Annotated in this window: 8 protein-coding genes; 6 read left to right on the top strand and 2 right to left on the bottom strand. The window is 37.6% G+C overall.

Features of this window, described 5'->3' with window-relative positions; all coding sequences use genetic code 11:
- Nucleotides 1-262: 262 nt before the first annotated feature.
- The 6 genes from BW964_RS12240 (at nt 263) to BW964_RS12215 (ending at nt 11,996) form a co-directional block, all read left to right on the top strand.
- On the top strand, nt 263-7,303 hold the full coding sequence (locus BW964_RS12240) for a non-ribosomal peptide synthetase (protein WP_076507530.1): 7,041 nt from the start codon (nt 263-265) through the stop codon (nt 7,301-7,303).
- Nucleotides 7,304-7,367: 64 nt separating this feature from the next.
- Nucleotides 7,368-8,093, top strand: coding sequence for a thioesterase II family protein (locus tag BW964_RS12235; protein WP_076507529.1), 726 nt, complete (start codon nt 7,368-7,370; stop codon nt 8,091-8,093).
- Between the two features lie 35 nt (nt 8,094-8,128).
- Entirely contained in the window at nt 8,129-9,343 is a 1,215-nt protein-coding gene (locus BW964_RS12230; protein ID WP_076507527.1) for a TCR/Tet family MFS transporter, read from the top strand.
- 749 nt (nt 9,344-10,092) lie between these two features.
- Nucleotides 10,093-11,064 carry an ion channel gene (locus BW964_RS12225; protein WP_076507525.1) on the top strand — a complete coding sequence of 324 codons (972 nt, stop codon included), beginning with the start codon at nt 10,093-10,095 and terminating at the stop codon, nt 11,062-11,064.
- Nucleotides 11,064-11,552 carry a YkgJ family cysteine cluster protein gene (locus BW964_RS12220; RefSeq protein WP_076507524.1) on the top strand — a complete coding sequence of 163 codons (489 nt, stop codon included), beginning with the start codon at nt 11,064-11,066 and terminating at the stop codon, nt 11,550-11,552. The genes BW964_RS12225 and BW964_RS12220 overlap by 1 nt, the downstream gene beginning before the upstream one ends.
- A gap of 114 nt (nt 11,553-11,666) precedes the next feature.
- Nucleotides 11,667-11,996, top strand: coding sequence for a hypothetical protein (locus BW964_RS12215; RefSeq protein ID WP_076507522.1), 330 nt, complete (start codon nt 11,667-11,669; stop codon nt 11,994-11,996).
- A 227-nt stretch (nt 11,997-12,223) separates the two neighbouring features.
- On the opposite strand, the gene gdhA is transcribed toward BW964_RS12215, so the two are convergent.
- Nucleotides 12,224-13,582: an NADP-specific glutamate dehydrogenase gene (gdhA, locus tag BW964_RS12210; RefSeq protein ID WP_076507932.1), complete on the bottom strand. Its 1,359-nt coding sequence runs from the start codon at nt 13,580-13,582 to the stop codon at nt 12,224-12,226.
- Between the two features lie 190 nt (nt 13,583-13,772).
- On the bottom strand, nt 13,773-14,882 hold the full coding sequence (dprA, locus tag BW964_RS12205; protein ID WP_076507520.1) for a DNA-processing protein DprA: 1,110 nt from the start codon (nt 14,880-14,882) through the stop codon (nt 13,773-13,775).
- Between the last annotated feature and the right edge of the window lie 6 nt (nt 14,883-14,888).

The raw sequence follows: 14,888 nt of genomic DNA, 5'->3' as shown, positions 1-14,888 counted from the left end.
TTAAATAATCACTAGGGTAGTTGTTGACTTTGTTAACAGCTACCCAATGTGGTTAAAATAGTCTCATATAATTAAAATTATTGTCAGTAAAAATAGGTCTGCTATTACCAAAATGTTAGACAATTAAAAAAAACAAAATTTAAAAAAGCACATATTTCTCAGCATGAAAATCCGATAATAACTTTTGAAAGCTAAAAATATTTGAAGAGCATCTGAAAAAAAATTCTAAACTAACACAATATCCGTAAGGATATAATCCCTTATGAAGCTAACATACTATCAATCAGTATTTTATAATGAATGGGTGCTGAATCCATTTAGAAGTGACTACAACATTATTTTTGACCAGTCAATGTCCGGATATATAGATATTCGGAGATTGAATTCAAGCCTAGTCCGGTTTGTCAATAGTAACTTACTACTCAACAGTAACGTTATAAATGAATCGGGAAGCTTACATTGGAAGCACAGACCGCTGCTCTCCGAAGATGCTCAAATATTGACTTTTATTGCCAAAGAGCCGGACTCTGAAGGAGTACTAAAGCTTGCCTTACAGCCGTTTGATCTTGAAAAAGACCAGCTGGCAAGATTTTATGCAATCAAACTTGATAATGGAGGATTTAGAATTATTCATATAATGTCTCATATTCTTGTTGATGGTCTAAGTGCAAACAGTATTTATGAAGAACTCAGTGCCTTTTACAATGATCTTAGTTATATAAACCCGATTAGTCTTGCAGAGCAGAAGAAATTATATGAAAAACTGAGCAGCCATTTTGAAAATATATTGACAGGTTGGAAATCAGAAATGTCTAATTTCTGGGAAAACAGTCTGAAAGATATAGAAAATATTGGATTTAAATTTTTGCAAACTTCAGATTTAGTTCGTTCAGATCTTGAACAGAAAGTCCCGGTACTTACCAATCCGATAAGTGAACTCCGGTTTAATTTTTCTGAACCTGTATTTCTTAAAGTAAGACAACTAACATCAAAATATAAACTTACGCCATATACTTTTGGGCAGTTGGTATTAGCTATTTTAATTCATAGAATTTCCGGAATAGAGAACCTGGTGATCAATTATCCTGTTGGTATTACAGAGGGACAGAATTTTATTTTTGGAGCCCACATCAATACGGTTTTTAAGGCATATAGATTTCATAAAGAATCTTCGCTTCAGGATCTTATACAGCAAAATTTAGAGTATACCAATCTACTGAAAAAGAGTAAGGCCAGATATCTTCCTATTGAAGAACTTATCAGTTATGCTCCTACATCAAATATATTAGAATTTGGATTTGTACAGACTAGTCTTAAGGATGTGGTTATTCATTATGAAGGAGCCATCAATGTAGTTATTAATAATGACCTGAACGTTGATTTGGTCGGGAAATTATCAATTGAACAGGAAGTAAGAGGTGGACAGATTAATTTTAAAGTTCGTTATGCCAATCAAAAACTTGATGTCAGACTGGTCACGGGATTTGTAGACATTTATAAGGAACTATTTATTGAAATACTGGAAGATTTAATGGAAGGGAGAGTGGAAAAGCAGATCACAAACTATGAGCTGCTAAGTCATGATTCTTATCAAAATACGGTAACTTCCTGGAATGGGATAGGGTCTGTAGTTTGTGATAAAACACTTCCTGAATTATTTGAATCTCAGGCAGCAAGAACTCCTGAAGCGATTGCGTTGGTTTATGGAGAAGTTAAATTGAGCTATAAAGAGCTTAATGAACGTTCAAACCGCCTGGCAAATTATCTGATAGAAACTCATGCACTTGAGCCGGATGATCTGGTTCCACTATGTCTGGAACGTTCAGAACATATGCTGATTGCTATTTTAGGAGTATTAAAATCCGGAGCAGCCTATGTTCCTATGGATCCCTCTTATCCATCAGAAAGAATAGAACATATCCTTAAAGATACAGGCAGTAAAATAGTTATTGCTGAAGAAAGGACTATAGAAAAAGTGACAAGTTCAGTGATAACTATTTCTATAAACGATTCTGTTTTCCAAACTATTCTGGAATCACAGGAAGTCTCAAATCCTGTTACTGAAGTTCAATCAGATAATCTGGCCTATGTTATTTATACCAGTGGAACGACGGGACTTCCCAAAGGAGTAATGGTGGAACACAGAAATGTAGTCAATGTAGTTTCTCACGTAAGAGAGGCTTATGGTTTCAGCGAAGGAGAGAAAATAACGGCTTATACATCCTATGTTTTTGACGTATCCGTATCCGAGTTTTTCAACAGTTTACTGTATGGCAACGAACTTCACCTGTTGGATGAAGACATGAAGAAAGATGCCGATGCCATTAGCAGATACTTAGTTTCTCATGAAATTGCCTACACCTATTTACCATCGGTAATGCTTTCCGATCTGCCTCGCGTTGATTATCCATTGCTAAAAGGATTATTATACGCAGGAGAACCATGTGATTACGAAACCGGAAAATACTGGTCAGAAGAGAAAGTATTATATAAACTTTACGGGCCTACCGAAGCAACGATCTATGCCACTTATAAACAGGTGGAACATGGAGATGTTCATCTGATTGGTCGTCCTCTAGGAAACAGTTCAGCTTATGTGCTGGATGAATTCCATCGCTTAATGCCTGTAGGAGCTGTAGGCGAACTTTACCTTGGAGGGGTCGGAATAGCGAGAGGGTATCTAAACCACGCTGACCTGACCGAAGAACGTTTTATTGCTAACCCTTTCCAAACGAAAGAACAGAAAGAGAATGGAGAAAATGGAAGATTGTACAGTACGGGAGACCTTGTGCGTTGGCTTCCTGATGGCAATATAGAATACATTGGCAGAAATGACTTCCAGGTCAAGATCCGGGGTTATAGAATAGAGCTGAGAGAGATCGAGAACCGCTTGTCTCAATATCCGGGAGTAAAACAATCAGTAATCTTGGCCAAAGAGAATAATGCAGGGATGAAATACCTTGCCGGATATTATGTATCAGCAGATGAGCTGGATAATGAACACCTTACGGAGTATCTTTCATCCTCTTTACCGGAATATATGGTACCGAGTGTCTTTGTTCATCTCACCTCTTTGCCATTGACTATCAATGGTAAGCTAGACAAAAAACAGCTTCCTGAACCTGAATTCAATGGAGACAGAGAATATGTAGCTGTGGAAAATGATTTACAGAGAACATTATCCCGAATCTACAGTGAAGTGTTGGGGATTGCTCCCGAACATATCAGTATCCATGATGATTTCTTCCGATTAGGAGGAAACAGTATCATGGCGATTAAGCTTGCCAATAAGATCAAACAGGAGCTAGGGATACAAGTAAAAGTAGCTAAGGTACTTACTCATAAAACAATAGTTTCTCTGGCAAATGTGTTAGGTGGAGATGATCATATTGATGAACAGATAACCATAACTCCTATAGAAATATCTTCACCTGAAGAGCAGCGTTTATCTTTTGCTCAGGAAAGGCTTTGGTTTATAGAAGCTTATGAAGGAGGAAGCAGTGCATACAATATCCCAATGACCGTTATTCTGAATCAGAAAACTGATGTTTCAGTTCTGTGTAAAGCTCTTGAAAAAGTAATCATGCGCCACGAGGTGCTCCGCACATTAATCAAAACGAATGAATATGGAATGGGCTATCAGGTAGTTACAGATCGTATTCCTGAATTTAAAATAACAGAAGTAGAGACGAGAGAAGAACTGGATCAATACATAAACAAATGTGCCAATAAGGTCTTCCGTCTGGATTCAGAAATCCCTGTCGAAATCAATATCTTCAGATTCAAAGGACAGCACTATCTGTCTGTTGTGATTCATCACATTGCTTTTGATGGATGGTCTACAGAAGTCTTTTTAAAGGAATTGACCAGTCTTTACGATACATTATCATTAGGAATAGCTTCTACGCTTCCTGAATTGAAGATTCAGTACAAAGATTTTGCTTTGTGGCAACGTAATTATCTGTCAGGTAAACGTCTGGATAGCCAGATTGAGTATTGGAAGGTTAAATTTGATGATTATCAAAGTCTGGATTTGCCAACGGATTTCCATAGGCCTGCAGATATCTCTTATGAAGGAGAAACGATTAATGTTGATATTTCGGGAGAAATATCCAAAGGTATCAGAGAGATTTCCAGAAACCTTGGAGTAAGTGTATACAGTGTCATGTTGAGTGGATATTATCTGATGCTTTCTGCGTATTCAGGACAGAACGATATTGTACTGGGAAGTCCAATTGCCAACCGCCACCATTCAGGTCTTGAGAACATTATCGGATTCTTTGTCAATACATTGGCCCTAAGAGAGAAAATTGATTCAGAGCAAAAAGTGAAAGACTTTATTCTTCAGGTGGCAGACTCAGTGACTGAAGCCCAATCTCATCAGGATCTTCCATTCGAGAAATTGGTAGAGGAGCTTGGAGTAGAGCAGGATACATCCAGACACCCTGTCTTCCAGGTAATGTTTGGTCTTCAGAACTTTGGAGACGAAGATTCAGCAGTGAAGGAAGAAGAAGCCTTATTCTATTCTTTTGATGGTGAAGTCAACTACCAGGCCGCGAAGTTTGATCTGACGACAATGGTGCATGATGGCCCGGAAGCGATACAGATGTCTTTCAACTATGCAACCTCTCTGTTTAGAAAAGAAACGATTGTCCGTATGGCCGATTCTTATCAATTCCTTCTGAACCAGATGGTAAAATCAGGAAGAGAGAATACAAGAATCGATGAACTTTCTTTGATCGCAGAGAACGAAAACAAACTGATAGTAGAAGTCTGGAATAATAACCACAAAGCATACAAGGATAAGTTTACCATTCATCAGCTTTTTGAAAATCAGGTTGAAATGACTCCGGATACTATGGCTTTAGTATATCAAAATGTAAGATTATCCTATCGTGAATTGAATGAAAGAGCTAATCGTCTGGCTAATCATCTTATCAAGGAATATCATCTTCAGCCGGATGATCTGGTACCACTATGTCTTGAGCGTTCTGAAGATATAATTATTGCAAGTCTTGCTGTGATGAAAGCCGGAGCAGCTTATGTTCCTATGGATCCATCATATACGGTAGATAGACTTAAGCATATTGTAAAGGATACTGGAAGCAAAGTTATTCTTACCCAAAAGGGTACAGCCAATAAATTAATAGAATCCTCTTTAGGAAAAGCAGATTTAATGATACTGGACAGCGAAAAGGTTATGGAAAAGCTTGATCAGTCAAATTCTGATAATCCTGTTGCCAAAGTAAGTGCAGACAACCTGGCTTATGTAATTTACACCAGTGGAACAACAGGACTTCCTAAAGGGGTAATGATTGAGCATTCAGGGGTGATCAACCTTATAGAATCAATGATCAAGGTTCACCGACTTGAAGAATATCAGGAAGTAGGATGTTTTTCGAACTATGTATTCGATGCCTTTGTCTACGAAGCATTTCCTGCACTATGTAACGGGAATACCTTGTGGATCTATAGTAATGACCTTAGAACATCAGTCAGTGAACTTAATGACTATATCAAAGAAAATAACATAAAAGTTTCATTTATTCCACCGGCTTTATTGAGGGAGGTTATAGATAATGGAACCCATTTGAAATTGATTTTTGCAGGAGGAGAAAGTTTCCCTGCTTTGGATAAAAATATAGATGATATCATGTTGGTTAATGAATATGGACCCACCGAAGGAACGGTCTGTGCTACATTCCATTACTACAAAGAAGGCAACAATCCATTGAATATCGGGAGACCTATAGCAAATACTACAGCATATATTCTTGACGGCCAATGTCGTGCTGTCCCTGTAGGTGCAATAGGAGAGCTTTATATCGGAGGATCCGGTATTGCCAGAGGCTACTTAAACCAACCTGAATTAACAAAAGAACGTTTCCTGGACAATCCATTCCAAACGTTAGAACAAAAAGAAAAAGGAGAGAATGGACGACTATATAAAACCGGTGATTTAGTGCGCAGGTTATCTAGTGGAGAACTGGAATATATAGGAAGAAATGACTTCCAGGTGAAGATCCGCGGATATAGAATTGAACTTGGAGAAATTGAAAACAGGTTACTCCAGTATCCTGGCGTGAAGCAGACAGTCGTTATGGCCAAAGAAAACAGAGGAGGAATGAAATATCTTGCCGGATACTATGTTTCTGATCCGTTTATAGATCCGCATATGATCTCTGAATTCTTATCAGAAACACTTCCGGATTATATGATTCCGAATGTGTATATACATCTGGAACACCTTCCTTTGACCATCAACGGAAAAATAGATAGAAAACGCTTTCCTGAGCCTGGGTTTATTGGAGTCTCAGAATATGCTGCTCCTAAAAACGACCTACAACGAAAACTTGCCGGTATTTATGGAGAAGTATTGGATCTGAATCCGGAAGAAATTAGTATTCATGATGATTTCTTCAAATTAGGAGGAAACAGTATCATGGCTATTAAACTGATCAAAAGGATACATCAGCAACTGGATGTTCAGCTTAAAATTGTAGAATTGTTCAAAGAGAAAACGATAAGTAAACTTTCTAGAATGATGATGAGTTATGGGAAAGAGTATAAGCCAATCGTTGCTTTTAATCAAGAAAATTGCAATCCGAAAATGTTCCTGATACATCCTGGAAATGGAGGTTGCGAAGTGTATCAGTCATTGGCAGAACAATTGAGAGCAGAATATGACTGTTATGGAGTAGATTCCTATAACTTATATAATGAAGAGAAGATCAGTAATATGAAGGGGCTGGCTCATTATTATCTGGAGCATATCGATGATATACAGAAGGATAATCAGCAGGAAGAATATATCTTGTTAGGGTGGTCTCTGGGAGGAAATATTGCACTGGAAATTGCATCAGAGCTTGAGAACAGAGGACGTCAGAATATTACAGTGTATTTGCTGGATACTGTTTTTTACGCTTCCGATCAGAAACTGATGGAATTGCTTTCGTTCCCTACAGATGAAGAGCTGAGTGAGAAATTGAATGTTTCTATTGATGACAGGCAGTTTACAGCTACTAAAAACTTTATGTTGGCAGAGTATACGATTATTAAAGAAAATATTTCAAACAATCTGAATTCAACAAAAGTGGTTTTATTCAAGGCAATGCTTGAGGGAGAAACCTTCAATGATTCAGTTAACAGTTATGTACAGGGGTTAGCCTGTAATAATGTAGATTCAGTCATTGAAAACCGTGATTTATTATCTGTTTACCCTATTAATGCATCCCATCAGACTATTCTGGAACAGAAAGAGCTGATCATTGACCTTCTCCTTAAAAAAGCTGCCAGTAATTAAAAAAACATGGGGGATGGTAAGAAGTCTCCCATGTTATAAACTACACACACACTAAAGAAAATCTATGAATAGAACATTGCCATATAAACCACAAGTATTTTTACTGCATTATGCAGGCGGAGACAAAAATTCTTTCCGCCAGCTGATCGAAAGTTTAGAACCCTTTTTTCAGGTAGAAACCCCTGAGCTTCCAGGTAGAGGAGATCGTATGGCAGAATCCTTTTTAAAAAATAAACAGGATGCTGTAGCAGATCTTTTGGTGCAGGTAAGAAAAGCACGCAAAAAAGAAGTTCCATATCTGATATACGGACATAGTATGGGAGCCATTTTAGGACATGAGATTTGTCTTGCAATGGAAGAGTCTATGGATGCTCCTGGTTATTTTCTTCCCACAGGATATCCCGGACCCAAAATAAAAAATAACCCACCGATTGCCGGACTGCCAAGAACAGAATTTTTTACCGAAGTACGACAATTGGGTGGACTTTCGGATGAAATAATGGAATTTGAAGAATTGCTGGATTTTTTTGAACCGATACTCAGAGCAGACTTTGGACTGCTGGAGGACAAGGAAAATATTCCGTTTGATGAAAAAATAAAGACTCCCGTTTTTGCTGTGATGGGAAAAAATGAACGGTATGCATTGAATATAAGAAACTGGACCCATTATACTGAATCTGAATGTGAATGCCAGATCGTAAACGGTAACCATTTCTTTATCAATCAAAATTTCAATTACCTGGCACAAGTGATTAAAAATCTAATGAATACGTCAATGGCTAAATCGTAAAATATTCATACTTACCTAAAAAATAACCTCTACTTATGCAAATAAAAAAAGATTACGCATTAGTTTTTATCTTTATTACCATCCTGATTGATATCATTGGGATAGGGATCGTTGCTCCCGTGCTGCCTACCCTAATTTTGAATCTGTCAAACGGAGACTTGAGTACTACAACACAATATATAGGATGGTTTATATCTATATATGCTTTAATACAATTCGTATTTGCCCCAATCCTGGGAAATCTCAGTGACCGTTTCGGGCGAAGACCAATACTTCTATGGTCTTTATTAGGGCTCGGAATAGATTATCTGATTCTTGCGTTTGCGCCAAATCTTATATGGTTGTTTGTAGGGCGAATAATAACAGGAATTATGGGATCCAGTATGACTACCGCTACCGCATATATTTCAGATATCAGTACTCCTGAAAAGAAAAGTCAGAATTTTGGAATGATAAGTGCTGTTGCCGGGCTTGGTTTAATTATAGGACCTGTCATTGGAGGACTGCTGGGGCAATATGGTGAGCGAATCCCTTTCTATGCCGCTGCCGGGCTGAGCCTTCTTAATTTTATTTATGGAGTTTTTGTTTTACCCGAATCTCTTAAAGAAAACAACAGAAGACCTTTTTCCTGGAAAACGGCTAATCCTATAGGAGCTATCAAAAGCATTAAAAAAGAGATATTAGCCCCTTCACTGATTGTTGCATTTGTATTCATTGCTTTGGCGGGCCATGCTATGCAGAGCACCTGGAATGTTTACGGAATGGAGAAGTTTAACTGGAAGGCGGATATGATAGGCTATTCATTAGGTTTTTTTGGCGTTTTATTAGTGGTTTTCCAAGGATTATTTATAGGATTATTTATCAATAAATTCGGAGAGAAGAAATCGATTATAATTTGCATGTTTATTTACTGCCTCAGTCTCTTATTATTTGGTTTGGTAAATAAATCATGGATGGCTTTTGCGGTGATGGTTCCTTATGCATTAGGAGGAATGGCTACCCCCATACTTCAAAGCCTGATATCATCTAAGGTTTCAGATAACAAGCAGGGACTCCTTCAGGGAGGGTTGTCGAGTATTGGCAATATTACTGCTGTTTTTGGCCCATTGTTAATGACCAATGTATTCGCTTATTTTACATATGACCATAGTCCAGTATTTTTTAGTGGGGCTCCTTTTGTTTTAGCTTCTATCCTGGCTTCAATAGGGAGTTTCTGTGTATATTTTGCTATAAAAAACGAAAAATATTAAAATAATTTCAGTAATATCATGATAGCTTCGGACTTATTCTTTCAGTTTTAGAAACCTACGGAAGGTGTATATTCCTGATAAGTTGACCACCTGATTCCCTAATAAATTGATCAATAAGCATAAAGTCTAAAAGATGTCTAAAAGATGGTTTAAAAATATAAAATTATTAATTAGTCTGCTCCAATTTGTGATTAGTTTTTTTCTTCTTAATGATTCCCTTTAACATCTACTCTTACGGAGTTATGAACCATTTTATCAAGGATAGCGTCTTCAATAGTCTGCTCAGTGATTACTTCATGCTATGCACACATTTTAAAAAAGTATGCTAATTCAGCCAGATTGATTAATCTTGAAATTATTCATCAGCTTACAAGTCCTCATGCTTTAAGACATTAAAGCAGTACATCTTGTTCAGTTAGGAGTAAATATATTTTTTATACGAGATTTTCCTGGTCATGCAAATATCCAGACTACGGATATATATGCCAGAACTGATTCGAAACAAAAAAGAGAAACTTTGGAATCCATTTATGTGATGTATTATCTCAGTGTAATAGTGATCGCTTTTGCAAAAGAATCCTGCACTAATTTAGGTAACTATTTATATTTAAGTTGTTCTAAAGCACTTTATTAAAAGCTTTGGATACATTTCATGAAAACAATATTTTATCTTTGCATCGTAAAAGGAGAAAATAATAAATTCGGATTCCCTCATTTACATTCAGGTCAGTAGAAAAAATAATAGAACAATGGCAAGAGGTTTCAGACAGAAGATTCGTCAGAAAAATACCGAAAACAGTGGTTTTGGAAGCAATGCATCAGGAAGGTTTATCAATAAAGACGGACTTCCAAATGTAAAGCGAAGAGGCGTGAATGTATTCAATAGGCTAAGCTGGTATCACACGATGCTGAACCTGTCGACCTTCCGTTTTCTTTCCTATCTGGTGATCGCGTATATTCTGATTAATCTGGCATTCGCATTGATTTATTATCTCATTGGAGTAGAGCATCTTACAGGGATTGATAAAAGTGATCCTCTGAATGAATTCATTGATGTATTTTTCTTCAGTTCACAGACCTTTACTACGGTGGGTTATGGAAGAATTGCACCAGTGGGTTTTACAGCAAGTCTGGTCGCTACTTTTGAAGCTTTTCTGGGATTGCTTACCTTTGCCATTGCAACCGGACTTTTTTACGGAAGATTCTCACGTCCCAGGGCTTATCTAAGATTTTCGGATATTGCAGTGATCGCGCCGTTCAAAGATTCACGGGCTCTAATGTTCAGGCTGGCGCCTTTCAAAAATAATGCTTTAACTGACGCTGAGGTGATTGTTTCTGCAGCGATTGAAGTGATTGAAAATGGAGCTCCGAAAAGTAATTTTTATGCTTTAAAGACTCATTTAAGCAAAATTAATACGCTGGCGCTGAACTGGACTGTGGTTCATGAGATCAAAAAAGACTCACCATTTTATGGCTTTTCTGAAGAAGATTTTCAAAATACAGATATTGAAATTATTGTCCAGGTCCGTGCTTTTGATGAAGTCTTTTCCAATACGGTGGTGCAGAGATCTTCGTATGTCTCACAAGAAATTGTTTATGGAGCTAAGTTTGCCCCCATGTACTATCCGGATAATCATGACCAGACAACCATATTGGATCTGGATAAAATTAACGAATATCAAAAAACAGATCTCCCGGCTATGGCTGCAGATCATGAATAATGAATTTAGACCTCTATAAAAAGCAGGCTTTACAAAAGCAGAAGGAACATAAAAAATTTCTGGACGGATTGAAAAAAAAACCGCCCAAAAACCTCGATTATATAGTTCAGGAAACCCATGATGAAGTTTTCGATGAAATAGATTGCCTGCAGTGTGCCAATTGCTGTAAAACAACCGGACCTCTATATACCGAAAAAGACATTGAACGCATTTCTAAGCACCTGCGTATGAAGCAGGCTGATTTTGAATCAAAGTTTTTAAGGGTGGATGAAGATAATGATAAGGTACTCCAGAATCTTCCGTGCTTTTTTCTGAATAATGACAATACCTGTTCCATCTATGAAGTAAGGCCGAAAGCCTGTCGTGAGTACCCGCATACAGATCGTAAAAAGATCTATCAGATCAATGATCTTATGATGAAAAACACTGTTATTTGCCCAGCTGCATTTGAATTCGTGGAAAAGATGATGAAGAATATTTCAAAGTAATACCCCTTTGTAAAATCTCTTAAATAATGATAAAGTACGTTAAATAAGATGATTACATATAATTTAATAAAAAATGTGTCGTTTAATTTAAACAACCATTTAAATATTAATAGTATGAAAAAGTTAGTTTTAACAGCAGCGTTTACTTTAGTCGGTGTAATCGCAGTGTCGGCACAAACACAGACACAACCTCAGAAACCAGCCGATACCACTCACAACCATACCACCCCAACTCAACAGCAGAATACACAAACCAACAGTTCTGCAGATGCACAGAAACAAAACACTACAGCAACCGCAACAGTAGATGGCTCAGCAATTCCTACCACAACAGCTGATGCTACAGCAACAGTAAATACGGAAACGACCACAGATACTGCTAAACCTGCGGAGGCCACGAAAGAAGAGAGAAAAAGCAAGAAAAAAGCAAAGTCATCGAAGTAAATATTGAATAAAGTAGAAAGGAAATCCTGAGGCACAATGTCTCAGGATTTTTTATAATCTTTAAATAAATTTCTTGTTAATATTTTTGAGGCTATCATTCAGCCTTAAAAATAAAAAAGCGCGATACAGGTACCGCGCTTTCTCCTTTCACTTTTTACTTTTTTCCCATTATCCCGGGAACAGGCTTTATCAAAAAAGGCTGGGAACTTTCCCAACCTTTATTATTTTTATACTACACCCTGAGCTAGCATTGCTTCTGCAACTTTCACGAAGCCGGCAATGTTTGCACCTTTCACGTAGTTTACGTAGCCGTTTTCATCTTTTCCATAGTCTCTGCAAGCCTTGTGGATTCCGATCATAATTTCTTTCAGTCTTGCGTCAACTTCTTCAGAAGTCCAGTTAAGACGGATAGAGTTTTGGGTCATCTCAAGACCTGAAGTAGCAACACCTCCAGCGTTGGAAGCCTTACCAGGAGAGAATAATATCTTATTATCCAGGAAATAGTTGATCGCATCTAATGTAGAAGGCATATTGGCTGCTTCAGTAACGCAAACACATCCGTTTTCTACCAAAACTTTAGCATCTTCAAGATCAAGTTCATTCTGAGTAGCAGACGGGAATGCAACATCACATTTAACCTCCCAAGGACGTTTTCCGGCGTGGAATTCAGCAGAAGGATATTTTTTAGCATAGTCTTCAGCTCTGTTGTTCCCAGAAGATCTAAGTTCTAATAAATAATCAATTTTATCTCCACTGATACCGTCTTTATCGTAGATGTAACCGTCCGGTCCTGAGATTGTCACAACTTTAGCCCCAAGCTCAGTTGCCTTTTTGATGACTCCCCAAGCTACATTTCCGAAACCTGATACACTTACAATTTTATCCTTGAATGTTTCATTGATCGTTTTAAGCATCTGCTCTGCGAAGTATACTACTCCATATCCTGTGGCTTCAGGACGGATAAGTGAACCTCCGTACGCAAGACCTTTTCCTGTAAGTACTCCTGTAAATTCGTTTCTTACTTTTTTGTATTGTCCGAAAAGATATCCGATCTCTCGGGCACCTACACCAATGTCTCCTGCAGGAACGTCTGTTTCAGGACCGATATGCTTGCATAATTCAGTCATGAAAGCCTGGCAGAAACGCATTACTTCCATATCAGATTTTCCTTGTGGGTCAAAATCTGAACCTCCTTTACCTCCTCCCATTGGAAGAGTAGTCAATGAGTTTTTAAATACCTGCTCGAAAGCAAGGAATTTAAGAACTGAAAGGTTTACAGTAGGGTGGAAACGAATTCCTCCTTTGTATGGTCCGATCGCAGAGTTCATTTGGATTCTGAATCCTCTGTTTACCTGGATCTCTCCTTTATCATCAACCCATGGAACTCTGAAGATAATGATTCTTTCAGCTTCAGCCATTCTCTCTAGAAGCTTCATTCCTGTATATTCCTTTTTGGTCATAATAAACGGAATTACAGTCACAGCTACTTCTTTTACGGCTTGTAAAAATTCTGGTTCATTTGGATTTTTTGCTTCAATCTTGGCAATAAACTCCTGGATTTTCTGGTCAATATTATATTGTTCCATATAGTAGGGTTGAATATTATTGTCAACAAATTTAATTTTTTTTTCAAGATTCACAATACTGTATTTCAACATTGCTGAAAATTAAATAATAATGTTCCGAAATATTATTAAATTGATAATTAATGATCAAATTTTGTTGAAAATTAAAAGTTACGTCTCAAATAATGCAATATTAAGAAATCGTTAATTCTCAAATTGCACTAAATTGCCTCCCGGAAAATGATTTTACTTTCCCCAAAAGCTCTAATTCCAAAATTACAGGAAGAATTTTATAAGAAGGCATTGAAATCATCTCTGCCAGATCATCAAGAGATACCTGAGGATTGGCTTTGATCGACTGATAAACGGATTCTTGATTTTCAGTAAGTTGTATACTTATCTCACAGTAAGGAAACAGCTCGGCTACTTTCTCTTTTGAATGATTGAATCCCAATGAATCCACAAGATCTTTTATGGTAGAAATAGCGGATGCTTTATTCTGGAAAATCAATTGATTACATCCCTGGCTATAAGGATCTGTGATTTTTCCGGGCAGCGCAAAAACTTCCCGGTTGTAATCATTGGCAAAAGCTGCCGTGCTCACAGAACCGCCTCCGAATCCCGTTTCAACAACGATGGTTGAAGGCGAAATTCCTGCGATCACTCTGTTCCTTTGAATAAAGTTTTCGCGGTCCGGTTTTCGGGATGAATTGAATTCGGTGAGCAATGCGCCGCCCTCTTCCAGAATCTTCTCGGAGAGTCTTTTATTTTTAGCAGGATAAAGCATATGAAAACCATGAGCGAGCACAGCGACAGTAGGTATTTTATATTGAATAGACTGCTCATGCACTTCCTTATCAACGCCAAGAGCTAATCCGCTGACTGATATGTATTTGGAGGTCTTTGTGGTTTCGAAGAACTCACCGATGAACTGCTTACCATATGCAGTCATATTTCGTGTTCCTACAATGCTGATCTTCTGCAATGAATCGTCAAAATTTCCTTTTTGATAGAGAATGGCAGGACAGTCGTCACATTCATTGAGCAAATGAGGAAGTTCATTAAGATATCGAAGCAAAATCGTGATGTTATTGTTTTCACAGAATTGTATTTCCCTTTCTGCAAATTTCAAATAGTTCACATTACCGATATCAGAGACTGTTTTTTTGCCGATACCGTCTGTTATATTATACTCTTTCTTTGCTCTTTTCCAGGCTTCTTCTGCACTTCCAAAGGTTCTTACAAGTTTATGGAAATTGATGTCGCCAACCAGGCTGCATTCGCGCAGAGCGATGGCATAAAGATATTCTTCCGGGATCATGTGTGT

This window comes from Chryseobacterium shigense, from assembly GCF_900156575.1.
Classification (GTDB): Bacteria; Bacteroidota; Bacteroidia; order Flavobacteriales; family Weeksellaceae; genus Chryseobacterium; species Chryseobacterium shigense.
This window is presented reverse-complemented; position numbering and strand designations above follow the sequence as displayed.